Origin of the sequence: Burkholderia sp. NLJ2 (assembly GCF_049487195.1) — a bacterium.
Lineage (GTDB): Bacteria > Pseudomonadota > Gammaproteobacteria > Burkholderiales > Burkholderiaceae > Burkholderia > Burkholderia pyrrocinia.
In genome coordinates this window covers 436,608-461,064 of the sequence record NZ_CP137810.1, presented here as the reverse complement: position 1 = coordinate 461,064, position 24,457 = coordinate 436,608, and the positions used below count along the sequence as shown (strand labels likewise).

Below are 24,457 nucleotides of genomic sequence, written 5' to 3'. Positions count from 1 at the left end.
CTCTTTCCCCTTACGCCTTTTCGACCTTCACCAGGAACGACTTGAATTCCGGTGTGTACGAGTTGCCGTCACCCACGGACGGAGTCAGGGTATTGGCGAGATAGCCGGGCTTCGTCAGACCCTTGAAGCCCCAATGCAACGGGATGCCGACCGTCTGGACCTTCTTGCCGTCGACCGTCAGCGGCTTGATCCGCTTCGTGACGAGCGCGACCGCGATGATGTAGCCGCGCTTGGACGACACCTTCACGCGCTCGCCATGCGCGACGCCGACTTCCTTCGCGAGGTCTTCGCCGATCTCGACGAATTGCTCGGGCTGGATGATCGAGTTCAGCCGCGCATGCTTGGTCCAGTAGTGGAAGTGCTCGGTCAGGCGGTAAGTCGTCGCGGCGTGCGGGAACTCCGGCGCCTTGCCGAACGACGCGCGGTCGTCCGGGAACACGCGGGCGGCCGGGTTGTTCAGCGCCTGCGGGTTGTTCGGGTGCAGCGGGTTCGTGCCGATCGGAGTCTCGAACGGCTCGTAGTGCTCGGGGAACGGACCTTCGTTCATCCCCGCCCGCGCGAAGAAGCGCGCGACGCCTTCCGGGTTCATGATGAACGGCCCCATCCCGTTCTCGGGCGGTTCGTCTGCCTTGAAGTCCGGGATATCGGGGCCCGCCCACGCCTTGCCGTTCCAGCCGATCAGCTTGCGGGTCGAGTCGAACGGCTTGCCGTTCACGTCGCACGATGCGCGGTTGTACAGGATCCGCCGGTTCGCCGGCCACGCCCACGCCCAGTTCAGCGTCTGGCCGATGCCGGTCGGATCCGAGTTGTCGCGCCGCCCCATCTGGTTGCCGGCCTGCGTCCAGGCGCCGCAGAAGATCCAGCAGCCGCTCGCGGTCGTGCCGTCGTCCTTCAATTGCGCGAACGCGGCGAGCTGCTCGCCCTTCTTCACGAGCGTCTTGGTCGGGTCCTTCGGATCGGGCAGATCGGCGAGCGCCTTTCCGTTGAACTCCATCGCGAGCTCTTCGGGGGTCGGGCTTTCCGGGTTCGCGTACGACCAGGTGAGGTTCACGATCGGGTCCGGATACTTGCCGCTGTCCGTCTGGTACATCTTGCGCATGCGCAGGAACAACCCGGACATGATCTCGAGATCGCTCTTCGCGTCGCCCGGCGGCTCCGCGCCCTTCCAGTGCCATTGCAGCACGCGGCTCGAACTCACGAGCGAGCCGTTTTCCTCCGCAAAACACGTGGTCGGCAGACGGAACACCTCGGTCTGGATCTTCGACGCATCGACGTCGTTGTAGTCGCCGTGATGCTTCCAGAACTCGGACGTCTCGGTCGCGAGCGGATCCATGATGACGAGCCACTTCAGCTTCGCGAGCCCCGCAGCCGTCTTCACCTTCGACGGCGCCGCCGCGAGCGGGTTGAAGCCCTGGCAGATGTAGCCGTTCATCTTGCCGGCATTCATCAGCTCGATCGCCTGCAGCAGGTCGTACTGCTTGTCCAGCTTCGGCAGGTAGTCGTAGCCCCAGTTGTTCTCGGCGGTGGCCGCATCGCCCCACCACGACTTCATGAAGCTGACGTGGAACGCCTTGTAGTTCTTCCAGTAGCTCAACTGGTTCGGCCGCAGCGGCAGTTGCGTGCGCTTCTTGATGTAGCCGTCGAAATCCTGCTCGGCCTGCATCGGCAGCGTCATGTAGCCCGGCAGCAGGTTCGACATCAGCCCGAGGTCGGTCAACCCCTGGATGTTCGAGTGGCCGCGCAGCGCGTTCATCCCGCCGCCGGCGATGCCGATGTTGCCGAGCAGCAGCTGCACCATCGCGCCGGTGCGGATCATCTGCGCGCCGATCGAGTGGTGGGTCCAGCCGAGCGCGTACAGGATCGTGCCGGCGCGGCCGGGCACGGCCGTGGTCGCGAGCATCTCGCACACCTTCAGGAACTTCTCCTTCGGCGTGCCGCAGGTCTGCTCGACCATGTCCGGCGTATAGCGCGCGTAGTGCTGCTTCAGCATGTTGTACACGCAGCGCGGATGCTGCAGCGTCGGGTCGACCTTCGCGAAACCGTCGTCGCCGCGCTCGTAGTCCCAGCTCGATTTGTCCGGGTACGCGTGCTTCTCCGCGTCATAGCCGGAATAGATGCCGTCGTTGAACGCGAAATCCTCGCGCACGATGAACGTGAAGTCCGTGTAGTTCTTCACATACTCATGCTGGATCTTGTCGTTCGTCAGCAGATAGTTGATGACGCCGCCCAGGAAGACGATGTCGGTGCCGGTGCGAATCGGCGCGTAGTAGTCGGCCACCGAGGCCGTACGCGTAAAGCGCGGGTCGACGACGATCAGCCGCGCCTTGCGGTGCGCCTTCGCCTCCGTTACCCACTTGAAACCGCACGGATGGGCCTCGGCTGCATTGCCGCCCATCACGAGAATCACGTCCGCGTTCTTGATGTCGACCCAATGGTTCGTCATCGCTCCACGGCCAAACGTCGGGGCAAGACCTGCCACCGTCGGGCCATGTCAGACACGCGCCTGATTGTCGAATACGAGCATCCCCAGACTGCGGACAGCCTTGTGCGTCAGGTAGCCGACCTCGTTGCTGCCCGCCGATGCGGCCAGCATGCCGGTCGTGAGCCAGCGGTTGACCTTCGCGCCGTCTTCCGCCGTCTCGACGAAGTTCGCGTCGCGGTCGGCCTTCATCAGCTTCGCGATGCGGTCGAGCGCGTCATTCCACGAGATGGGTTCCCACTTGTCCGAGCCGGGCGCCCGGTATTCGGGGTGCGTCAGGCGGTTCGGGCTGTGGATGAAGTCGATCAGGCTCGCGCCCTTCGGGCACAGCGTGCCGCGATTGACGGGATGGTCGGGATCGCCCTCGATGTGGATGATGCTCGGCTTCGCATTCTTCGCGCCGTCTCCGAGGCTGTACATGAGGATGCCGCAACCCACTGAACAGTAAGGACAGGTGTTGCGCGTTTCGACTGTGCGCGCCAGCTTGTACTGTCGGACTTCGGCAAGCGCTTCGGATGGAGAAAAGCCCATCAGGGCAAGACTCGATCCGGCAAGCGACGTGGCCGTCACCTTCAGGAACTGGCGCCGGGACATTTGTAGCATGGCGGTCTCGGCGTTATTGTGGGGGTGAGGAAACTGTAAGGAATTATAGACAGTCCACGCAACTATGTTCGAATCTTCGGATCAATGCTGAATTGTCCGATTACCAACGGTGACCGCCGCACGGCATCTCGACCGATACTTCATGAAACGACAGATCACCACCGAGGCGACCCGCCTCGCCCAACGACAGGCCAACTGGGCCCTCACCGCATTCAAGCGCTTCTCGTCCGACCGCTGCTCCGCGATGGCCGCGGGCATCGCGTTTTTCTCCGCGTTCTCGCTTGCGCCGACGCTCGTGATGGTGATCGCGGTGGCCGGCTGGTTCTATGGCGACGACGCCGCGCGCGGCCAGGTGTTCGAACAGGCGCACCAGTTGATCGGCAACGACGCGGCGGCCAGCATCCAGTCGATCGTGCAGAACGCACACCGCGCTGGCGAGCGCGGCGGCCTCGCGACGCTGATCTCGTTCGCCGCGCTCGCGATCGGCGCGTCGGCCACGTTCGCGTCGCTCAGCGCCGCGCTCAGCGTGATCTGGCCGGCTACCGAAAACCGCTGGTCGAGCATGCTCGGGCTCGTGCGCGTGCGGCTGATCTCGTTCGGGCTCGTGCTCGGCGTCGCGTTCCTGCTGATCGTGTCGCTCGTGCTCGACACCGCGATCACGTTCGTCGGCACCTGGCTGCTCGGCAATTCGCCGTATGTCGTCGTCACGAACCTCGTGCAGTTTTTCGTCGGCATCGCGGTGCTCGCGGCCGCATTCGCCGCGTTGATGAAGTTCCTGCCCGATGCGCGTGTCGCGTGGCGCGACGCCGCGGTCGGCGGCATCGTGTCCGCGATCCTGTTCTCCGGCGGCAAGAAACTGTTCGCGCTGTACCTCGCGCATGCGGGCACGGCCAGTGCGTTCGGCGCGGCCGGATCGTTCGCGGTCCTGCTGATGTGGCTGTACTTCTCTGCGATCGTGCTGCTGCTCGGCGCGGAATTCGCGGCGGCCCGCGGCAACGCGCATCGGCCCGCCGGCACCGCGCCGGCCGTCCCCGCTCAAACCGATCGCATGCGCGGCGACTGATTCGCCCGCCTCCTCCACAAAGCGGCTGCGCACCGCCATCGCGCGCGCCGCGAAGTTGCCTCCCCCACGCCCGCCGGACTCCCGTCAACCACGCAGCCCGCCGCGCATTTGCGCGGCGTCGATGCGTTCTTGGCACATCGTCGCGCTCGAAGCCGCAACGGCAAACGTTTGCAAGCGCTCATTTCGCTGCTCCAACCGGCCGAAACGGGGCGTCTGCCGCGATGCGCACCAAACATTGAAACAATCGCACCGCAGCAACTGTCAACTATTTCAAAAATAGGAACGGTCGTTGATGTGCTTGATATATATAGACTTTTTGACGCTGTTACCTTTTCGAGACACTTTATTTTTTAAGCTTTCTTGCGTCTATGGCACTGAGCTATTCTCCAATCCGCAACAAATAACGATGAATCACTTGCGTGGAGAAACTCAACGATGAAGAAACTCGCTCTCTCGACCCTCTCGCTCGCCCTGCTGGGCGCCGCTGGCGCTGCCCAGGCTCAGTCGAGCGTGACGCTGTACGGCGTGATCGATACGTCGATCGCATTTGTCCATGGCAACAGCGGTCAGGCCATCAACTCGTGGCAAATGCTGTCGGGTAACCTGCAAGGTCCGCGCTGGGGCTTGAAGGGTACGGAAGATCTGGGTGGCGGCCTGAAGGCAATCTTCCAGTTGGAAAACGGTTTTGACGTCGGCACGGGCAAGCTCAACCAAGGTGGCCGCATGTTCGGCCGTCAGTCGTATGTCGGTTTGGACCACGCCCAGTACGGTACGCTGACGTTGGGTCGCCAGTACGACCCGACGGTCGACATGGTTCAGGCCGTGACGGGTGACAACTATTTCGGCAGCATCATGGCCACGCCGGGCGACGTCGACAACAACGACAACAGCATCCGCGTCAACAACGCGATCAAGTATGTGTCGCCGGTCTTCGCAGGCTTCCAGGTCGAAGGCATGTATGCGCTGGGCGGCGTTGCCGGCCATCCGGGCCAAGGCCAGACGTGGAGTGCAGCGGCAGCCTACAACAATGGCCCGATCGGCGTCGCAGCAGGCTTCCTGCGCGTGCAGAACGGCAACAATCGCACGATCGCCACGGACGGCACGGGCGGCTGGACGAGCCCGACGGCTACCGGCCTCGACGTCTCGAACAACCCGATCGTCGGCGCATACGCAACGGCGAAGGCGATCAATATCGCGCAAGTTGCCGGCCAGTACGCAATCGGCCCGGTGACGTTCGGCCTCGGCTACAGCAACTCGCAGTACAAGGCGGACGGCCTGTCGGCATTCACGACCACCGAGAAGTTCAACACCGGCCGCGCATTCGTGAACTACCAGGCAACGCCGGCGCTGCTGCTGGGCCTCGGCTACGCATACACGAAGGCGAGCGGCGATACGGACGCGAAGTACCACCAGGTTTCGCTGGGCGCGGACTACTCGCTGTCGAAGCGCACGGACGTCTACCTGATCGGCGGCTACCAGCACGCCAGCGGCACGCAACGCGTCAACGGCACGACGACGCAAACCGCACAAGCCTCGATCGGCTCGTACGGCTACGGCGGCACGAAGTCGCAAGAACTGGTCGCTCTCGGCCTGCGCCACAAGTTCTAAAAACGATGTATCCGGCGTGCATGGCGTCTCCGACGCCTTGCCGCCGAACTGGAAAGCCAGCCCCGGTTTCGGCCTTGGCTGGCTTTTTTTTCGTCCGTCTCCCGCGCGCCCGCAGCGCCTGCACGGGCCGGCGTACGAAGCCGGTGCCAACGCACGTCGGCGCACCCGCAGCGGCGCCTGGCGGCTGCAAAGCGTCGCAAACGCCGCTTCCGGATCTCCGGGCAGGTCGCCATCTTTCCCCCAGGCGACTACCATCCGCACTGTCGGCGCCGCTCACCCGGCGCGACGCCCATTCCCCCCGCGTGTCGATTTCGGCGGCCGTCGTCCTTCGTATCGATGGCGGCGCGCGGTTTACACCCCGGCCAATACGGACAGGAGATTCGCCATGACGATTCAGAAGATCACGCCTTTTCTCTGGTACTCGACGGAAGCCGAAGAAGCAGCGGCCTTCTATGCAGGCATCTTTCCGGATTCGCGCGTCGTGCGCGTCACGTCGGTGTCCGGCACCGACGGTACGCGGATGGTCGAGTTCGAACTGTTCGGGCAGCCGTTCATCGCGATGAGCCACCCGCGCACGGAGACGTTCAATCACGCGATCTCGCTGCTGGTCAGTTGCGCCGACCAGGCGGAACTCGACCGCTACTGGAGCGCCCTGCTCGACAACGGCGGCACGGCCGACGGCTGCGGCTGGCTCAGAGACCGCTACGGCGTATCGTGGCAGATCGTGCCGGAAGCGCTCATCCCGATGATGGCCGATCGCGACGCGGTCAAGGCGGCACGCGTGGCCGCAGCGATGATGCAGATGACCAAGTTCGACGACGCCGCGCTGAAGGCTGCCTATGCGGGCACGGCGGGTTGACGAAGCACGTCGCGCTGCGGATGCGTGACGGCACGCCGGTCAAGCGCGTCGCGAGTCGCCGGCGAGCGCCCGGATCGGCCGCTTGCGCGTGCGGTGGCTGCGAAAACGCTCATGATCCGCGGTGTGCCGGCCTGCAAGTCGATCGCGCGCACCGAGGCATCCGCCGCTATGCCGACAGCATCGATTCGACGGTCCGCCGCGCGTAGCCGATGAACGCGGCGAGGGGTTCGCCCGAGAGGATCGCCGCGCCCGCTTCGCCACCGAGATAGGCGGCGCGCGCGGCCGCCACAACGGGCCGGTACGCATCCGGCAGGCGCTCCAGCACCCACGCCGCGGCGACGTCCTTGGGCACGATCCTGCCGGTTTCCGCGCTGTACCAGATGCGCGCGAGCGCGAGCACCACGTTGCACTCGTCGCCGTGCCAGTCCGGTTCGGCATTCCACTGCGCAACGGTAGCGAGAAGCGCGGCGACGAAGTCGCGCTCGGGCACCGGCTCGAACAACTCGGTCGCAGGCGCCCCGACCAGCACGACGCTGTGCTGCCGCGCCTTCGTCAACAGGATCGCCAGATCGTGATCGGCGAGCGCCGGTTCGACGATGCCGGCTTCGAGGTCGCGGCGCAGCCACTCGCCGAACTGCAGTTCGCGCCGCGCCGGATGACGCCACGGCACCACGTCGCCGTGCGCGACGACGTGACCTCCAGCGGGCGCATGCCACCTGCGCAACCGGGCGGCGCCGACGCAGCGAGCAGGTCGAGCATCAGCGCGCGCCGCGTCGTTTCGTCGGGCCGTGTCGCCACCGTCACCAGCAGGTCGATGTCGCTGCGCGGTTTCAAGCCGCCGTCGAGCGACGAGCCGAACAGGTGGATTGCATCCAGCGTCGCACCGAGATGCCGCTCGATCGCGGCACGCGCGGCGGCAACCTGTCCGGCGATCTCGGGCGGGACGAATTCAGTCACGATGCGTGGGCCTCACGATGCGCACTCGTCGGGTGCAATGTGCGCAATGTCCGCAATGTCCGCAACGGGCGCAACGGGCGCAGCGGAAGCGACGAGCGCGACGGGCGGCGACGGAACAACGGCCCGCGCGAATGAGGATTCGCCGTTCGGCATTGCGCATGCGCGGCACGCCATTCGCCGCGCGTCACGCGTCACGCGTCACGCGTCACGCGTCACGCATCGAACCGCACATCGCCGCCGCTTCGCGCATTCGCTGCCGCACGATTTGCGCAGCGCAATAAAAATCCCCGCACGCTTTCGCGTACGGGGATCGCAGGACATCGCAACGGCTGCCGACATGCATCGGCAGCCGTTGCGCGGCATTACGCTGCCGCGTCCTTCAGCTTCTTCAGCGCACGTGCCTTCACGCGCACGCTGGCCGGCTTCGCCGGGAACCAACGCTCTTCGCCCGTGAACGGATCCTTGCCGAAGCGCTTCTTCTTCGCCGGCACGACTTGTGCCGTGATCTTCAGCAGACCCGGCAGCGTGAACTCGCCTGCGCCCTTCTTGTGGACCGAGCCCAGCACGACGTTCTCGAGTGCGGTGAGCACTGCCTTGACCGCCTTCACTTCCACGGCCGCGCGCTCAGCGATGTGCGTTGCGAGCGATGCCTTCGTGAACTTGTCCTTCAGCGGCGTCGGAGCAGCGGGCGCCTTCGCGACGGCGGCCTTCTTGGCCACTACTTTCTTCGCGGGCGCTACTTTCTTAGCAGCCACTTTCTTGGCCGGTGCGGCGGCAGCCTTCTTGGCCACCTTTTTTGCGGAAGTCGCCATGTTTCTCCTACCAGGTGTGGTCGTTCGTTGGATACACGAAGCGTGCAATGCGCGCGCTTCAACGCCGGATTCTACAAGCGCCTTGACGCTTCGTGCAGTACTTTTATGCGTTTTCGCGGGGTTTCCCGCAGGTTTTGTTGCGCGCGACCGACTTCAACGACGCTCGAGCGTCGAAAAACGCCTTCACGTATGCGCCCGAACGTGAATTACGTTCGATATTTGCGCACCTATACTGGGCTCGCTCAATGCCCGGATGCCTCCATGCGCGAATCCAGATATATCAAAGGACTCGACGGCCTGCGAGCCATCGCCGTCATCCTCGTTTTCCTGTCCCACAAAGGCCACGTGCTTGCCGTCGACGTGGGCAAGCTTGGCGTGTGGACGTTTTTCCTCATCAGCGGATTCCTGATCGTCGGCGAACTGCATCGCAACCGCCAGGCGCTCGAGTGCGCCACCATGACGCGCCGCCACGCGCTCGCGCTGTTCCTCGCGAAGCGCGCGCTGCGGATCTTCCCCGTGTACTACCTGCTGCTCGCCGCGCTCGCGATCGCGCACGCGCTCTTCTACCAGCGCGGCGTCAACCTCGGGCTCGCGTGGCACGCGGTATTCCTGTCGAATTACTGGATCGGCGTCGTCAAGGACGGCTGGCCGGGCTCCACGTCGCACTTCTGGAGCCTCGCGGTTGAACAGCAGTTCTATCTGATCGCGCCGCTCGCGCTGCTCGCGGTGCCCGCCGCGCGGCACGTCGCGCTCGGCGTCGCGGCCGTCGCGCTGTGCGCGCTCGCGCATCTCGCGCTCTACCTGTCCGACGCGTCGCCGGTGCTGATCTACGCGTTTTCCCCGTGGAATTTCGCGCTGATCGCGCTCGGCGGCGTCGGCGCGATCGCGCTTGCCGATCACGGCCCGGCCGCCATGCGCCGCATTCCGCCCGGCTGGCTCGGTGCGGCAGGCGTCGTGTTTTTCCTCGCACTGCCCGCGTGCACGGCGCTGCCCGACGCGGTCGCGGGGCTCGCGGATCTCGGCCTGTCCGCGTCGCTCGGCGCGCTGATGCTGTGGATCGTCAGCGAACCCGAGCATCCCGTCGTGGCGCTGCTCGACTGGGCGCCGCTCGCCTATCTCGGCACGATCAGCTACGGCTTCTACCTGTTCCACAACCTGATTCCGACGCGCTTCGGCGTGATGCCCACGCTCGTCGCGCACGTGCCGATGCCGGAAATCGTCCGCGAAGCGCTGCCCGAGATGCTGCAATTCGCGCTCGCCGTGCTGCTCGCGCACCTGTCCTGGCGCTATCTCGAAAAAAGGCTGCTCGACTTCAAGAAGCCGATCGCCGCGATGCTGGCCCGGCACTTCGACGCGCGGCCGAGCACGTCGGCGCGTTGAGCGCCACGCGGAAGCGGAAGCGGAAGCGGAAGCGGAAGCGGAAGCGGAAGCGGAAGCGGAAGCGGAAGCGGAAGCGGAAGCGGAAGCGGAAGCGGAAGCGGAAGCGGAAGCGGAAGCGGAAGCGGAAGCGGAAGCGGAAGCGGAAGCGGAAGCGGAAGCGGAAGCGGAAGCGGAAGCGGAAGCGGAAGCGGAAGCGGAAGCGGAAGCGGAAGCGGAAGCGGAATATACCGAACTGGAAATGCGCGGGAAAGCCTCGATACAGGCAGCGTCGAAAAACTGACGCGCCGCGGCGCTGCTTCATTGCCCCACCCCGGCGAAACCGGTGCCCGCGCGAACCTCGACATGCACCGTGCAACGACACCGCCGGAGCGTTCACCCGGGCGAGCACTTCGGCACCGGGTTCAAGCATGACGCCGGACCGCGCGGGGGCGCTTCGCTCCATACACGACACGCGGAACAACACGACAAACCGGCCGCACGCACCACGATCGCGCACCGGCACATGCAAAAAAGCCCCGGCGCCTGAGCGGCCGGGGCCAACGGAACAACCACCACCTGAAACAACGGAGCGCGCGGCTGCTTACGCGACAGCAGCCAGCGCGGGCAAGCAGGTACGCAGGTACGCCTCGAATTCGCGGCTCACTTCCGGATGCTGGAGCGCGAGCTCGACGGTCGCCTTGAGATAGCCGATCTTGCTGCCGCAGTCGAAACGCGTGCCGTAGTAGCGGTACGCGAGCACCTGCTCGTTCGCGAGCAGCGTCTGGACCGCGTCGGTCAGTTGCAGTTCGCCGCCTGCGCCCGGCTTGAGCTTGCGCAGGTGATCGAAGATCGTCGGCATGAACACATAACGGCCGACCACGCCGAGATTCGACGGCGCATCCTCGGGCGCGGGCTTCTCGATGATGCCCGACAGCTTGATGATGTCCTCTTCCCATTCGCGGCCTTCGACGACGCCGTACGAGCGGCTGTCCTCGCGCGGGATCGTCTCGACCCCGATCACCGAGCTGTGATAATGGTCGAACACGTCGACGAGCTGCTTGAGCACCGGCTGCTCGCCGTGCAGCAGGTCGTCGGCGAGAATCACCGCGAACGGCTCGCCGTGCACGAGCTTTTCCGCGCACAGCACCGCATGGCCGAGGCCGAGCGCTTCCGGCTGGCGCACGTAGAAGCAGTTGACGTTGCTCGGCTTGATGCCGCGCACGAGTTCGAGCAGCTTTTCCTTGCCGCGCGCCTCGAGTTCGGCCTCGATCTCGTACGACTTGTCGAAGTGATCCTCGATCGCGCGCTTGCTGCGCCCGGTGACGAAGATCATCTCGGTGATACCGGCGTTGATCGCTTCCTCGACCGCGTACTGAATCAGCGGCTTGTCGACGACGGGCAACATTTCCTTCGGGCTCGCCTTCGTTGCCGGGAGGAACCGCGTGCCGAGACCGGCAACGGGGAACACGGCCTTGGTGACTTTCAACATGTTCGCATCCTGATTGCGTTGACTGCGCCGCGTCGACCTGCGACCCGGCGCGATTGTGTTCCGAACGGCATATCGAGAATCGACGGCACTGCCAATTCCGCTCCGCTCATTTTCGATATGGACTGATTGCCCAATGATTCCGAAAAAAATATAATCCTTTCAACCCGGTCGATATTGCCGGACCGCGTGCCGAAGCAGAAACAAATTACCGATTTTCCGGATACAAATTCTTACGATTCGAATTCCTCGATATAGGGCACGCCGCCCCGTTCGAGGCCCGGGCGAATCGGCTCGTTCTTCAGCGCCTCGCGGTACGCCGACAGCACGGCCATGACCAGCAGTACTGCCGCGCTCGCGATCCAATGCATGTCCATCTTGCCGCTCCTTGCATCAATCAACTGGAGCTTCAAACTATCAGAAAAAAATCGGCAAATAATTGACGCGCCCGCGGAACCGCTTTCAGAACGCCGATAAAACCATCATGCGGGATTCCGTTATTTCCGGGCGAGATTTTTTTATTCATTGATCGAATTCTTGCGCATTACGATGAGACTTCCCGTTCATCCGTCTTCCCCTCCATCCGTCGCAAGGAATCGAATCGCATGCAAGCTTTTAGCGGATCGTCTCTGACCGCGCCGCCCGTCGCCGATCACAAGGAACACGTCATCGACGCGATGCGCGGCTTCGCGGCGCTGCTCGTCGCCTATTTCCACTGCCGCCAGGTCGTGTGGGTCGGCATGCAGACCTTCCATCACGCTTACGGTCGCGCACTCGACCCGAGCGTGATCGTCGGCTACCTGACCTTCCCGTTCGCGTGGGGGTCCGCCGGCGTACCGATCTTCTTCGTGATCAGCGGCTACTGCATCCACCGCAACGCGGCGCTCAAGCTCGCGGCCGATCCCACGTACCGGCTCGACGCGCCCAACTTCTGGGCACGCCGGTTCGCGCGCATCTACCCGGTGCTGCTCGCCGCGCTGCTGTTCACGCTCGCGCTCGACGCGGTCAGCCTGCAGATCGAGCCGGTCAGCCACAAGATCCGCGACGTCGGCATCACGGCATTCCTCGTGAACCTGTTCTCGCTGCAGGGCGTCGCCGGCTATACGTACGGGTCGAACGGCGCGCTGTGGACGCTGTCGCTCGAAGTGCAGTTCTACGCGATCTATCCGCTGCTGTTCGCGCTGCGCCGGCGCATCGGCATGCCGGCCGTCGTGGCCGCGGTCGCGCTCGTCAACGTCGCGTCGGCATGGCTGCTCGAACGGCACGACCTGCAGTTCTTCACGTCGTACTGGCTGTCCTGGACGATCGGCGCATGGATCGCCGACGTGCGCGCGCAGCAGGCGCGCGGCGCGGCCGGCGTGCCGTCGCGCGCGTGGTACGTCGCGGCCGCCGTGCTGCTGGCCGGCGGCTGCGGCGCGTTCCATTTCGGCCAGTACGGTGCATTTCAGCTTTGGTCGGCCGGCTTCGCGTGCTTCCTGTACCGCGCGCTCGCGCGCCCGCCGCGCCCGACGCCGCCGCTGCGCATGCTCGGCTGGTTCGGCGACTTCAGCTACTCGCTGTACCTGATCCACCTGCCGCTGTTCGTCTGCCTCGGCTCGGTGCTGTTCCACTCCGAACTGCAACTGTCGATCTGGCCGTCGATGGCGTTCATGGCCGCCGCGATCCCGGTCGCGTACCTGTTCTACCGGATGTTCGAACGGCCGGCGATGATGTGGTCGGCCAGCTTCAAGCCGTCGCGCCCCGCCCGCGTCGTTGCGCCGGCGCCCGAACGGGCTGTCTGATCCGGCCGGACCGGTTCCGGAGCCCCCGCGCGGCGTTTCGCTGCGCGGGGGCTTTTTCATGGTGGGCACGGTTTCATGGCCGGTCGGGCGGGTATGCAACCAACCCTGCATGCCGGCGCGCGTGACGGCCGCCTGTCCGGTTGCAATGCGCCTGCCCTGGGGCACCCCTTATCGGATTCGTCCCGGCGCCGCCTGACCGCCTTGCAGCGCCGTCAGCAGCACGATCCCGATCGAAGCGGCAACCGGTCGATCCCGCGCGCGACACGGCACGCAACTGCCCACCCGCCACTCGCCCGACCCAACCATGCCCGCTGAAAAACGAAGCCCCCACGCAGCGCAACGCCGCATGAGGGCTCGTTTCCCGCCGGCTGGCGCCGTCGGCTACGATGTCTTCTTCGCTTTCGCGGCCTTCGCCGTATCCGCGAGGATCTTCTCGACCCGCTCCACGTAGGTCTCGGTGCCGAACCGGCGCACCGCCGTCGCGCGCCCGCTCGCGACGAGCCGCTCGCGCAGCGCGCCGTCGCGCTTCAGCGTATCCAGCGCGTCGGCCAGCGCGGTCGCATCGCCCGGCTCGCAGAGCAGCCCGTTGTCGCCGTCCTCGATGATCTCGACGACGCCGCCCGCGCGGGCCGCGACGACCGGCCGGCGCGCGAGCATCCCTTCGACGATCACGCGCCCGAACGGCTCCGGCGTGATCGACGTGTGCGCAACGACGTCGACCGCCGTCATGCACGCGGCCACGTCGCGCTGGAACCCGAGGAAATGCACGCGCTCGTCCATCCCGTGCCGCACGACGGTTTCGTGCAGCTGCGCCGCGTATTCGTCCTCGCCGAACAGCGGCGCGCCGACCAGCACCACGTGCATGTCCGGATGCCGCGCGGCGGCCTCCAGCAGCACGTGCTGCCCCTTCCAGCGCGCGAGACGGCTGAACGAGCCGACGAGCCACGCATCCTGCGGCAGCCCGAGGCGCGCGCGCAGCGCAGCCTGGCTGACGCCTTCCAGCGCATCGAACGGCTCGGCCGAAATGCCGTTGAACACGACGTCGACGTGCTGCGGCGTGAAGCCCGTCAGCGTGCGGAACGCCTGCGCGGACGCGTCGGAGTTTGCGATCACGCGCGTGACGCCCAGCCGCGCGCAGTACTTGATCGCCAGCAACTGCTTGCCGCCGAAATGGTCAGTGCTGACGATGTCGCGCAGATGCCAGACCACCGGCTTGCGCGCGAGCCGCCCGGCCAGCGCGGCGACCACCATCGCGCGCTGCGTGTTCGCGTAGATCACCTCGGCGCGTCGCGCGCGCCGTGCGACGTCGCGCACGAGCCGCACGAGCTGTTTCAATGCGCCGACCGACACGCCGCCCTGCTTGCGCACGCCCGCGAGCTCGCCCTGGTCGACCACGTCGACGCGTGCGCCGATCTCGTCGAGCGCCGCGCGGAACGGGCCGTCGTCGAACAGCAGCACGTCTGCGTTCGCGCGCATGTGCTTCATGATCTCGAGCAGCGACAGCTCGGCGCCGCCGAGCACGCCGCTCTGGTCGAGCACGAGCGTCGCCGGGCCGCGCGCGGCCGGCATCGGCGCGACGGCCGTGCCGCGCTGCGCGGTCGAGCCGGGCAGCGTGGCCTCGACATAGTCGAGAAAGCGCCGCCGGAACGTGTCGGCGGAAAACCGCTCCGCGTTCGCGCGGCATGCGTTCGGCGTGAAGCGCTGCGGCGCACGCTCGAAATCGTCGACGGCCGCGACGATCGCGTGCGGCGTCTGCTCGTCGAAGAACAGCCCGGTCGGGTTCGCGTTCGATTGCGGGTCGAGCACGGTTTCGAGCGCACCGCCCTTGCCGTACGCGATCACCGGCGTGCCGCAGGCCTGCGCCTCGACGACCGAGATCCCGAAATCCTCCTCGGCCGCGAACACGAACGCCTTCGCGCGCCGCATCCGGTCGTGCAGCACCGCGAACGGCTGGTAGCCCATGATCTCGACGTTCGGGCCGGCCTTCGCGCGGATCTTCTGCATCTCGGGGCCGTCGCCGATCACGACCAACTTGCGCTCGGGCGTCTTCGAGAACGCCTCGACGATCAGGTCGATCTTCTTGTACGGCACCATCCGCGACGCGGTCAGGTAGAAATCGTCCTTGACCGCGTTCAGCGAGAAACCGTCGACGTCGACCGGCGGGAAGATCACCGCCGCATCGCGGTGATAAACCTTCTTGATGCGCCGCGCGATGAACGCGGAGTTCGCGACGAAACCGTCCACCGCGTTCGCCGTGCGCGTGTCCCAGTTGCGGATGTAGTGCAGGATCATCCGCGCGAGCAGCGATTTCGGCCCGTGCGTGAGGTTCGACTGCTCCAGGTACTGGTGCTGCAGGTCCCACGCATAGCGGATCGGCGAATGCACGTAGCTGATGTGCACCTGGTCCGGTCCCGTCAGCACGCCCTTCGCGACCGCGTGGCTGCTCGAGATCACCAGGTCGTACTCGGACACGTCGAGCTGCTCGATCGCGAGCGGCATCAGCGGCAGGTAGCTGCGGTACTTGGTGCGCGCGAACGGCAGCTTCTGGATGAACGACGTCGTCACCGGCTTGCCGCGCACGAACGCGCGGTCGTCGAGGAAATCGACGAGGCTGAACAGGTCCGCGTCGGGAAAGCACGCGACGATGTGTTCGAGCACGCGTTCGGCGCCCGCATAGGTGACGAGCCAGTCGTGGACGATCGCCACGCGCAGCGCGCGCGCCGGCTGGCGCGCGCTGGCCCGCTCGGCCGGCATGGACCGGCGCAGCGCGGCGGCATCGCCCGCTTCGGCCACGGCCGCATCGGCGGTGGCGAGATTCAAAACGGCGTGTTCCGCCAGATCGCGATTCATATCGTTTTCCTCGCATTGAGACGGACAAACAGGTCGCGCACGAGCGCGCGCAACCCCGGCGTCATCGTGAGCGACCACGCGACGTTCAGCACCAGCACGATCGCGCACATGCCGATCGATTCGCCGAGCCCCGGCCACGCCTGCGCGAGAAACAGGCTCGCGAGCAGGAAGGTCAGGTGCGCCAGCATGTCGAGCACGATCGCGCGCATCCGGATCGCCGACAGGTACAGCAGCACGCCGTAGTCGACGAACGCACGCGCCGCGACGACCACCGCCGCGCCGATCAGCCCGAAGTGGTGAATGCCGAACCACAGGCCGCCGACGAAGAACGGCATCTGGACGAGCCCGGCGAATGCCGCGCGGGACGGGTTGACCTGCGACTGGATCAGGATGCGCGTCACGCTCGCCTGGCCGACGAGCCACACGCTGATCACCAGCACGCGGCCGACCGGCGCCGAGTGCGCGGCGAGATCGGCGCCGACCCACAGCGTGAGGAACGGCGCGAGCGCGAAGATCGCGACGATGCCGACCGGCGTGAACACGCCGTTCAGGAATTCGAGCGACTGGCGCGCGAGCGTGTCCGCGCGGTCGCGGCCGACCGCCGACAGGCGCGGGAACAGCGTGCGCACGAGCGCGTTCGGCAGCATGTTCAGGCGCGTGACGAGGTTCTGCGGCACCGTGTAGTAGGTGACGAACTTCGCGCCCATGCCGGCGCCGAGCATCACGCGATCGAGCGTGTCCGCGATCATGCTCGTCGTGCTCGCGATCAGCATCCAGCCGCCGAAGTTGAACAGCCCTTTCGCGGTGCCCCATTGCGGCGGATCGATGCGCCGGATCCCGAGCACCTTGATGCTCGCGTGGCCGAGCATCACCGCCGCGATCAGGCGCGCGACGACGGCCGCGGCGAGCACGGTCTGCAGGTTCGGCGCGATCCACCATGCGGCGCCGAGCGGCAGCAACTGGAACAGGAACGTGCCGATCGTCTGGTTGGTGTTGAACACGCCGAACCGTTCGGCGCCGTTGATCGCGCCGGCGAATACCCACGACACGTTCGCCAGCGGAATCGCGAGCGCGAGCCACGGCAGCGCGAGATACACCTCGTGCTGCATCGCGGCCGTCACCTTCGTGAAATACGCGGTGTAGACGAACGCGCCGAAATAGATCAGCAGCCCGCCCACGATGCCGGTGCCGAGATTCAGCCAGAACGCGCTCCAGAACACGCGCGCGCTTTCGTCGTCGTTGCCGCTCGCAAGCGCCTTCGAAATGTGGTTCTGCGCGGCCATGCTCATCCCGAGATCGAGGATCCCGAAATAGCCGATCAGCGTCCATACGAGGCTGACGACGCCGTAGCGCTCGACGCCGAGCGCGTGGATATACGCGGGCACCGTCACCAGCGACACGAAGGTCGGCAGGATCAGCCCGATGAAATTGATCGAAACGTTCTTGAGTATGCCTTTGTCCATGCTTCTGCCTTGTGTGACGCCGACGTCGTCGTTAACGGCGCGCCGCCCGTCACGGTTTCCAGCGATACATCAGCACCTTGCCGCGCGCGTCTTCCTCGACGAACACGAGGTACTCGCCGTTCTCGCGCCGGAACGCGCTGATGCCGAACGGCACGTCGACCCAGCCGGATGCCTTGCCGACCTCGGCGCCCGGGCTCATCACGCCCACTTCCTTGCCGGTGTCCTTGTCGTACACGTGAATCTTGCCGACCGGCTCCACCCCGAAGAGGTAGCGGCCCTCGGCCGTGATCCCGATCAGGTCGAAGATCGGCTTCGCGTCGAGCTGCCACGGCAGCGCGACCTGGTAGCGCACGACCGGCGAGCCCGTCGACCACTTGTCGAAGCGGATCAACACACGGCCCACTTCCTTGTTGATGCCCGGCTGCGGCGGCGCGTCGGCCGTATAGCCGGTCACGTACAGCGTGTCCGTCTGCGCGTCGTAGATCGAGCGGCGCAGTTGCGTGAACGGCTGCGGCATCGGGTAGGTCGTGACCTTGTCGTACGAGTAGATCGGGTTGCCGGCCTTGTCGACGCCGCCATACCCGAACCGGTGGATGCCGCGCACGTCGCTCGTGCGCCAGATGTCGCCCTTCGTGTCGACCCACCAGCCCCAGCCGCCCGCCTTTGCCTTGCCGGTCGTGTTGATCTCGAACTCGTCGGCGTCGAGCCGGCCGTTGCCGTTCGCATCGCGCCACAGCCAGTCGCCGCCGGGCGGCTTGTTCGGCACCTTGTCGACCGGCCGCGCACGGCCCGCGATCAGGCCCGACGGAATCGCGACCTCGCCGTCGCGCTTCGCATCGAAGCGGTAGATCTTCAGGTGATCGGCGTACATGTCGGTCAGGTACAGGAACGTGCGGCCGTCGACGCGACGCGCGATCGGCATGCCCGGCCACTGGTCCGTGTGGAACACGGGGTCGTCCGGATACTTGAAGCGGTTCGACAGGAAGCCGACGTATTTCCAGTCCTGGCCCGGCGGCTTCGACAGGTCGAGCTCGAAGCGCTTGTTGCCCGTGTACACGCTGTTCGGCCGCGCCGGGTCGAGCCACGCGCCGTCGACGAACAGCAGCCCCTGCACCTGCCAGCGCGGCTTGCCGTCCGGCGTATAGCTTTCGAGCACCGCGCCGAGTCCCGCGCCGATCGTGTCGTGGCGCGGCCCGATGCCGTTCATCGCCACATACACATTGCCCGCGCGGTCGACGCCGACACCCGTCAGCCCGTTGAAGCGCTGCGGCCCCGGCCGCCCCGGCACCGGGCCGGCGAAGATGCCGCCGCGCTCGCCGAGCGTGCCGGCCTGCGCATAACCCTTGCCGCCTTTCGAGAAGATCAGGATCTGCTGGCGCGGCCCGTTGTCCGCGACGAGCACGCGCCCTTTCGCGTCGACCGCCACGTCCACCGCGTCGGTGCCTTCCGGCAGCGCGGGCGCGTCATCGAGCTTGCGGCCGTCCGCGCGCACGTGCACGAGGTGTGCGGGGCCGTTGAGCGTGTCCGTGAGCAGCCACAGCGTGCCGTCGCCCGCGAGCGCGATGCGGCCCGGCTCGTGCGCGCTCCACGTGCCCTTCTGCTGCATCGTTTCCGCGTCGTACACGCCCACCGCGTCGTGCGACGGATTCGTCGCGAACAGCGTCTTGTCGTCGGCCGCGAGGCCGCCCACTTCCGCCTTCACCTCGCCCACTTCCGAGCGCGCGGGGGCCGGCACCTCGTTCATCATCATGAAGCTCGCGGCCATGCGCGCGCGGCCGGCATCGGCGCGTCCGCCCGGCGCGACCTGCGGCGCCGCGCGAAACGGCGCGGGCTGCTTCATGTCGCCGATCGTGCGCCGCGAGATGCCGAACCACTGCTTGCCCTTGTCCGGCCAGATGCCGGGCGACTGCAGGTGGCCGCGCTCGTTGCCGACGCCGATCGCGACATACGCGTACTTGCTGTTCACGGCGATCGCGTTGCCGCCGAGATTGCCCCAGCCGTGCGTGCCGCCGGCGAAGCCGAGCATCTTCCCGTCCTGGTAGACGCTCGCCTCGGCGCCGCTTTCGTCCCACGGTGCATTCGTATACACCTTGCCTTCAGGCGTCACCGCAATCGCGCGGATGTCGATCTGCGTCCAGCTGCCGTCGCCATAGCCGGACGTGTTGCCGATCCACGACGTCGTCGCGGGCAACACCGTTTCGGCCGGCGCGGCGCTCGTCAGCAGCGTCGCGCATACCGTCATGCCTACCAGAATCAGACGTCGCAATGCGCTTCTCCAGACTCGATGCAAAAGCGACCGCCGCCGCCGCGGACTGCACCGGCGCGCCCTGTCGCTAAATAGGTTTCAAACGTCGCGATGCAGGTTACAAGCAAAAATAATCACAAGAAATTTGGAAATATTTGGGGATGTTTCCGCCTGAAATATCGAACCGGAACAGGCGCGAAATAGCGCCTGAAAACGGCAATAACGACCGCCTTTCATGCGCCGCCCTGTAGAAAATGCCGCTCTGTGCTGCCTGTCGCGGCTGCCCGGGCGCCAACCTTTCATTTCGCGACCGGAATAATCGGCATTTAAATGTTTGTCGCCAGATAAATGGCGCGCGTTTTTTTTGCCGATTTCTTTTCCCTAGAATCGGTTTCGATTCGATATTCCATTTAAAGGCATGCATTACGCTCACGCATCGGATGTGCGACACGCCGCGGCCCCCGCCGCGCGTCGCGAAGGAGCGGCGCGATGACGGGCATCTCGCGATCCGCCGACCTGACCCCGCCGCAACACGGCCGCATCGTGCAGCTCGACGGCCTGCGCGCGATCGCGGTCGGCGCCGTGTTCCTGCAGCACGCGCTGAAGGCGCCGCTCTGGATGGGTGTCGACCTGTTCTTCGTGCTGAGCGGCCTGCTGATCACCGGCATCCTGCTCGAGCGCAAGGCGCGCGGGCAGTCGTACTTCAGCCACTTCTACGCGCGCCGCGTGCGCCGCATCCTGCCGCCGTACGTGCTGCTGCTGGTGGTGTCGACGCTTCTGTTCGGCGCGAGCTGGCTGCCGCACTGGCCGTGGTTCGCGTTCTTCTCGACCAATATCGGGCTGTCGCTCGGCAGCATCGGGCATGACAGCCTGAACGTGCTGTGGTCGCTCGCGGTCGAGGAGCAGTTCTATATCTTCTGGCCGTTCGTCGTGCTGTGGTGCTCGGAGCGCGCGCTGCTGTGGGTCGCCGCCGCGCTGATCGTCGCAGCGCCGGTGCTGCGCGCGATCGCGACGCCGTGGTTCGACTCGTTCTGGCCGATCTACTACCTGACGCCGTTCCGGATGGACCTGCTCGCCGCAGGCGCGCTGCTCGCGATCGTGCTGCGCCGCGACCGGCGCGCGCTGGAACCGTTCTACCCGCTCGCGATCGTCGGCGCACTCGTGTCGCTCGCGATCCTCGGCTGGCTGCACCTGTCGTTCCCGCGCTTTCGCGCTGCGAACACGCCGCTGTCGAATGCGGCGCTCTACAGCATCTCGTTGCTGTTGTGCACGTCGATCGTCGTGATCGCGCTGCGCGGCCGCGGCATCGTGCAACGCGTGCTGACGAACCCGATGCTCGTCTACGTGGGCACCGTCAGCTACACCGTGTACCTGATCCACCTGAGCGTGCTGTATGCGCTCTGGCCGCTGCACCTGAACCGCTTCGCCACGGCCGCGCTCGCGCTGGCGATCACGCTCGCCTACGCGACCCTGAGCTGGTACGGCTTCGAACGGCGCCTGACGCGCGGCCCCGCACACCGCGCGCTGCCGGCTGCCGCCGGGACGACCGCCTGATTTTCTCTATTCATCGTTTCGACTAGGACAACGCCATGAGCCAAACTCGCAAGAAAGCCATCATCACGGGGATCACGGGGCAGGATGGCGCCTACCTGACCAAGCTGCTGCTGGACAAGGGCTACGACGTCACGGGTACTTACCGCCGCACCAGCTCGGTCAACCTCTGGCGCATCGCCGAGCTCGGCGTCAACACGCACCCGAACCTCACGCTCGTGGAGCACGACCTGACGGACGCCGGCTCGAGCATGCGGCTGCTGGAACGCACGCAGCCCGACGAGCTGTACAACCTGGCCGCGCAGAGCTTCGTCGGCGTGTCGTTCGAGCAGCCGTCCACGACCGCCGACGTCACGGGCCTCGGCCCGCTGCACTTGCTCGAGGCGATCCGCGTCGTGAGCCGGAAGACACGCTTCTACCAGGCGTCGACATCCGAGATGTTCGGCAAGGTGCAATCGATTCCGCAGACGGAAGTGACCTCGTTCTATCCGCGCAGCCCGTACGGCGTCGCGAAGCTGTTCGCGCACTGGATGACCGTGAACTACCGCGAGTCGTACGGCCTGTTCGGCAGTAGCGGCATCCTGTTCAACCACGAGTCGCCGCTGCGCGGCCGCGAGTTCGTCACGCGCAAGATCACCGACACCGTCGCGAAGATCAAGCTCGGCAAGGCGACCCGCCTCGAGCTCGGCAACCTCGACGCGAAACGCGACTGGGGCTTCGCGCTCGAATACGTCGAAGGGATGTGGCGGATGCTGCAGGCCGACGAGCCCGACACCTACGTGCTCGCGACCAACCGCACCGAGACCGTGCGCGACTTCGTGCGGATGGCGTTCGCGGCCGCCGGCTACCAGATCGAGTGGACCGGCAAGGGCGAACAGGAACGCGGCCTCGACGCGTCGACCGGCAACGTGCTCGTCGAAGTGAATCCCAAGTTCTACCGCCCCGCGGAAGTCGACCTGTTGATCGGCTGCGCGGACAAGGCCAAAAGCAAGCTCGGATGGGCACCGGAGACGACGCTCGAGCAGCTTTGCCAGATGATGGTCGAGGCGGATCTGACGCGGAACCAACACCATGACACATTCTGATATCGAGCAAGCACCGCGCCGTGCGTTCGTCACGGGCCTGACGGGTTTCACCGGCCGCTACATGGCGCAACACCTCGAAGCGGCCGGCTACGAAGTCTGGGGCACGGTAGCGCCCGGCTCGCCGCCGCCCGACGACCCGGTGTTCGCGAGCTGCACGCTCGTGCCCGTCGACCTGCTCGATGTGGATTCGATACGCGCGGCCGTAGCCGATGCGCGACCCGATGCGGTCGTGCATCTCGCCGCGCGCGCGCATGTCGCGCAGGACGAACCGTCGCAAACCTACGCGGTCAACGTCGTCGGCACGCGCAACCTGCTGGCCGCGCTCGCGGGTCTCGACCGCCGCCCGTCGGCCGTGCTGCTCGCGAGCAGCGCGAACATCTACGGCAACTCGACCGCTGGCGTGCTCGACGAAAACGTCCCGCCCGACCCCGCGAACGACTACGCGATCAGCAAGCTCGCGATGGAATATGCGGCAAAGCTGTGGGCCGACCGGCTGCCGATCGTGATCGCGCGGCCCTTCAACTACACGGGTGTTGGCCAGAGCGACGCCTATCTGCTACCGAAGCTCGTCGCGCACTACGCGCGCAACGAACCGCGGATCTCGCTCGGCAATCTCGACGTGCGCCGCGATTTCTCCGACGTGCGCGACGTGACGGCCGCCTATCTGAAGTTGATCGAAACCGCGCCGGCCGGCGAGATACTCAACGTCTGCTCGGAGCGCGCGTATTCGCTGAAGGAAGTGCTGGCGATACTGTCCCGCATCGCCGGCTACGTGATCGACGTGACGATCGATCCGCGTTTCGTGCGGCACAACGAGGTGAAGAGCCTGAGCGGGTCGCGCGACAAGCTGCGACGCGCGGTGGGCGAACTGCCCGTCACGCCGCTCGACGAAACGCTGCGGTGGATGGTGAACGCGGTGCGTGACGACGTGCCGTCGCCCGCATGCGTGCCGACCGGATCGCGCACGCGCGAAGGCGTGCGCCGCAACCACGTCGCCGATGACGACAGGTCGCCCGCACAGACGCGCCCTGTCGCATCGCTATGACGGCTCCCGCCGTCTCGCTCAGCCGTCGAGACCGCGGGCGAGATCCGCGCGAATATCGCTCGCGTGCTCAAGGCCGACCGCGAGGCGGATCAGCCCTTCGGTGATCCCCGCCGCCGCGCGCGCTTCCGGCGTGATGCGGCCGTGCGTCGTGGTCGCCGGATGCGTGATCGTCGTGCGCGTGTCGCCGAGGTTGCCGGTGATCGAGATCAGCTTCGTGCTGTCGATCACGCGCCATGCGTTCGCGCGCTGCTGCTCGGGCGTGTCGCCCTTCAGCTCGAACGACAGGATCGCGCCGCCCGCCTTCTGCTGACGCTTCGCGAGTTCGTGCTGCGGGTGCGACTCGAGGCCCGGATGAAACACGCGTGCCACCGCCGGATGCGAATCGAGCCAGCGCGCGATTTCCAGCGCGTTCGCCGATTGCTTCTCGACGCGCAGCGACAGCGTCTCCATCCCCTTCAGCAGCACCCATGCGTTGAAGGCCGACAGCGTCGGGCCCGCGCTGCGCACGAACGGGAACACCTTGCCCATGATGAATTCCTTCGAGCCGACCAGCGCGCCGCCGAGCACGCGGCCCTGCCCGTCGAGGAATTTCGTCGCCGAGTGCATCACGACGTCCGCGCCGAGCTTCAGCGGCTGCTGCAGCACCGGGCTGCAGAAACAGTTGTCGACGACGAACAGCGCGTTCGCGGCCTTCGCGATCTTGCCGATCGCTTCGATATCGGCGAGTTCGGTCAGCGGGTTCGACGGCGTCTCGAGGAAGAACATCTTCGTTTCGGGTCGTACGGCTTCCTGCCATGCGTTCAGGTCGGTCGGATCGACGAAGGTCGTCGTGATCCCGAACTTGCTGAAGATCTGCGCGAACATCCCGAGCGTCGAGCCGAACAGGCTGCGCGAGCTGACGAGGTGATCGCCCGCCTGCAGCGCGGACATCACGACCGACATGATCGCGGCCATTCCCGACGCGGTGGCGATGCACGCCTCGCCGCCCTCGAGCGCCGCGAGACGCTCCTGGAACATGGTGACGGTCGGGTTCGTGAAGCGCGAATAGGTGAAGTAGTCTTCCGAATTCGCAAAGCGCTCGGCCGCGTCGGCCGCGCTCTGGAAGCAGAAGCTCGACGTGAGGAACAGCGCTTCCGAATGCTCGTTGAAGTCGCTGCGCAGCGTGCCCGCGCGCACGGCAAGCGTGTCGAAGTTGAGGGAGTCGTCCATGT

The 24,457-nt window shown here is 66.0% G+C and carries 16 protein-coding genes and 2 pseudogenes; 8 read left to right on the top strand and 10 right to left on the bottom strand.

The annotated features are described in order from the left end of the window. Positions 1–10: 10 nt before the first annotated feature. Entirely contained in the window at positions 11–3,082 is a 3,072-nt protein-coding gene (gene fdnG / locus R9B84_RS24435; RefSeq protein ID WP_423762612.1) for a formate dehydrogenase-N subunit alpha, read from the bottom strand. A gap of 142 nt (positions 3,083–3,224) precedes the next feature. Here fdnG and R9B84_RS24430 point away from each other — a divergent pair, with 142 nt between their 5' ends. The 3 genes from R9B84_RS24430 (at position 3,225) to R9B84_RS24420 (ending at position 6,612) form a co-directional block, all read left to right on the top strand. Continuing rightward, positions 3,225–4,145: a YihY/virulence factor BrkB family protein gene (locus R9B84_RS24430; protein WP_423762611.1), complete on the top strand. Its 921-nt coding sequence runs from the start codon at positions 3,225–3,227 to the stop codon at positions 4,143–4,145. Between the two features lie 435 nt (positions 4,146–4,580). Beyond that, positions 4,581–5,753: a porin gene (locus R9B84_RS24425; RefSeq protein WP_423762610.1), complete on the top strand. Its 1,173-nt coding sequence runs from the start codon at positions 4,581–4,583 to the stop codon at positions 5,751–5,753. A 385-nt stretch (positions 5,754–6,138) separates the two neighbouring features. Continuing rightward, positions 6,139–6,612 (top strand): VOC family protein, encoded by a 474-nt coding sequence (locus R9B84_RS24420; RefSeq protein WP_111019926.1) that lies wholly within the window; start codon positions 6,139–6,141, stop codon positions 6,610–6,612. A 166-nt stretch (positions 6,613–6,778) separates the two neighbouring features. Here the strand turns inward: R9B84_RS24420 and R9B84_RS24415 are convergent. Both R9B84_RS24415 and R9B84_RS24410 read right to left on the bottom strand, forming a co-directional pair. Then, positions 6,779–7,569 (bottom strand): annotated as a pseudogene (locus R9B84_RS24415) (AadA family aminoglycoside 3''-O-nucleotidyltransferase). Between the two features lie 362 nt (positions 7,570–7,931). Beyond that, the gene (locus R9B84_RS24410; protein WP_048250463.1) at positions 7,932–8,381 is read right to left on the bottom strand and encodes an HU family DNA-binding protein; all 450 of its coding nucleotides are present in this window, start codon (positions 8,379–8,381) and stop codon (positions 7,932–7,934) included. A gap of 261 nt (positions 8,382–8,642) precedes the next feature. Between R9B84_RS24410 and R9B84_RS24405 the strand changes: the two genes are divergently transcribed. Then, a complete protein-coding gene (locus R9B84_RS24405; protein ID WP_423762609.1) occupies positions 8,643–9,761 on the top strand; it encodes an acyltransferase family protein in 1,119 nt (372 codons plus the stop codon). Here the strand turns inward: R9B84_RS24405 and R9B84_RS24400 are convergent. From R9B84_RS24400 to R9B84_RS24390, 3 genes are all read right to left on the bottom strand, one after another. After that, positions 9,694–10,203: a hypothetical protein gene (locus R9B84_RS24400; RefSeq protein ID WP_423762608.1), complete on the bottom strand. Its 510-nt coding sequence runs from the start codon at positions 10,201–10,203 to the stop codon at positions 9,694–9,696. The two genes, R9B84_RS24405 and R9B84_RS24400, sit on opposite strands and share 68 nt — an antisense overlap. A gap of 138 nt (positions 10,204–10,341) precedes the next feature. After that, positions 10,342–11,229 (bottom strand): UTP--glucose-1-phosphate uridylyltransferase GalU, encoded by an 888-nt coding sequence (gene galU / locus R9B84_RS24395; protein WP_047901323.1) that lies wholly within the window; start codon positions 11,227–11,229, stop codon positions 10,342–10,344. A 230-nt stretch (positions 11,230–11,459) separates the two neighbouring features. Beyond that, positions 11,460–11,603, bottom strand: a complete 144-nt coding sequence (locus R9B84_RS24390) for a hypothetical protein (protein WP_006479318.1) — start codon at positions 11,601–11,603, stop codon at positions 11,460–11,462. Between the two features lie 228 nt (positions 11,604–11,831). Here R9B84_RS24390 and R9B84_RS24385 point away from each other — a divergent pair, with 228 nt between their 5' ends. Continuing rightward, positions 11,832–13,007 carry an acyltransferase family protein gene (locus tag R9B84_RS24385; protein WP_423762607.1) on the top strand — a complete coding sequence of 392 codons (1,176 nt, stop codon included), beginning with the start codon at positions 11,832–11,834 and terminating at the stop codon, positions 13,005–13,007. Positions 13,008–13,388: 381 nt separating this feature from the next. Here the strand turns inward: R9B84_RS24385 and R9B84_RS24380 are convergent, their stop codons facing one another. From R9B84_RS24380 to R9B84_RS24370, 3 genes are read right to left on the bottom strand one after another with little or no spacing between them, the layout of a single operon-like run. Next, positions 13,389–15,857, bottom strand: a complete 2,469-nt coding sequence (locus R9B84_RS24380; RefSeq protein ID WP_423762606.1) for a glycosyltransferase family 4 protein — start codon at positions 15,855–15,857, stop codon at positions 13,389–13,391. Continuing rightward, complete coding sequence (locus R9B84_RS24375) at positions 15,854–17,320, bottom strand: flippase (protein WP_423762605.1); 1,467 nt, start codon at positions 17,318–17,320, stop codon at positions 15,854–15,856. The genes R9B84_RS24380 and R9B84_RS24375 overlap by 4 nt, the downstream gene beginning before the upstream one ends. Positions 17,321–17,369: 49 nt before the next feature. Next, a complete protein-coding gene (locus R9B84_RS24370) occupies positions 17,370–19,562 on the bottom strand; it encodes a hypothetical protein (RefSeq protein WP_423763568.1) in 2,193 nt (730 codons plus the stop codon). 492 nt (positions 19,563–20,054) lie between these two features. On the opposite strand from R9B84_RS24370, the gene R9B84_RS24365 reads away from it, so the two are divergent. From R9B84_RS24365 to R9B84_RS24355, 3 genes and pseudogenes are all read left to right on the top strand, one after another. After that, entirely contained in the window at positions 20,055–21,119 is a 1,065-nt protein-coding gene (locus R9B84_RS24365; RefSeq protein ID WP_423762604.1) for an acyltransferase family protein, read from the top strand. 35 nt (positions 21,120–21,154) lie between these two features. Beyond that, on the top strand, positions 21,155–22,201 hold the full coding sequence (gene gmd / locus R9B84_RS24360) for a GDP-mannose 4,6-dehydratase (RefSeq protein ID WP_423762603.1): 1,047 nt from the start codon (positions 21,155–21,157) through the stop codon (positions 22,199–22,201). Next, a pseudogene (locus tag R9B84_RS24355) lies at positions 22,188–23,129 on the top strand (NAD-dependent epimerase/dehydratase family protein); the annotation flags it as partial. The gene gmd and the pseudogene R9B84_RS24355, both read left to right, overlap by 14 nt. A 135-nt stretch (positions 23,130–23,264) precedes the next feature. On the opposite strand, the gene R9B84_RS24350 reads toward R9B84_RS24355, so the two are convergent. After that, on the bottom strand, positions 23,265–24,455 hold the full coding sequence (locus R9B84_RS24350) for an O-succinylhomoserine sulfhydrylase (protein WP_423762602.1): 1,191 nt from the start codon (positions 24,453–24,455) through the stop codon (positions 23,265–23,267). Between the last annotated feature and the right edge of the window lie 2 nt (positions 24,456–24,457).

Coding starts and splice junctions, on each gene's coding strand:
- R9B84_RS24400 (WP_423762608.1), bottom strand. CDS start 10,203: ATGGAGCGAAGCGCCCCCGCGCGGTCCGGCGTCATGCTTGAACCCGGT.
- R9B84_RS24390 (WP_006479318.1), bottom strand. CDS start 11,603: ATGGACATGCATTGGATCGCGAGCGCGGCAGTACTGCTGGTCATGGCC.
- R9B84_RS24410 (WP_048250463.1), bottom strand. CDS start 8,381: ATGGCGACTTCCGCAAAAAAGGTGGCCAAGAAGGCTGCCGCCGCACCG.
- R9B84_RS24385 (WP_423762607.1), top strand. CDS start 11,832: ATGCAAGCTTTTAGCGGATCGTCTCTGACCGCGCCGCCCGTCGCCGAT.
- R9B84_RS24350 (WP_423762602.1), bottom strand. CDS start 24,455: ATGGACGACTCCCTCAACTTCGACACGCTTGCCGTGCGCGCGGGCACG.
- R9B84_RS24420 (WP_111019926.1), top strand. CDS start 6,139: ATGACGATTCAGAAGATCACGCCTTTTCTCTGGTACTCGACGGAAGCC.
- gmd (WP_423762603.1), top strand. CDS start 21,155: ATGAGCCAAACTCGCAAGAAAGCCATCATCACGGGGATCACGGGGCAG.
- R9B84_RS24430 (WP_423762611.1), top strand. CDS start 3,225: ATGAAACGACAGATCACCACCGAGGCGACCCGCCTCGCCCAACGACAG.
- R9B84_RS24425 (WP_423762610.1), top strand. CDS start 4,581: ATGAAGAAACTCGCTCTCTCGACCCTCTCGCTCGCCCTGCTGGGCGCC.
- R9B84_RS24405 (WP_423762609.1), top strand. CDS start 8,643: ATGCGCGAATCCAGATATATCAAAGGACTCGACGGCCTGCGAGCCATC.
- galU (WP_047901323.1), bottom strand. CDS start 11,229: ATGTTGAAAGTCACCAAGGCCGTGTTCCCCGTTGCCGGTCTCGGCACG.
- R9B84_RS24365 (WP_423762604.1), top strand. CDS start 20,055: ATGACGGGCATCTCGCGATCCGCCGACCTGACCCCGCCGCAACACGGC.
- R9B84_RS24380 (WP_423762606.1), bottom strand. CDS start 15,857: ATGAATCGCGATCTGGCGGAACACGCCGTTTTGAATCTCGCCACCGCC.
- R9B84_RS24370 (WP_423763568.1), bottom strand. CDS start 19,562: ATGACGGTATGCGCGACGCTGCTGACGAGCGCCGCGCCGGCCGAAACG.
- R9B84_RS24375 (WP_423762605.1), bottom strand. CDS start 17,320: ATGGACAAAGGCATACTCAAGAACGTTTCGATCAATTTCATCGGGCTG.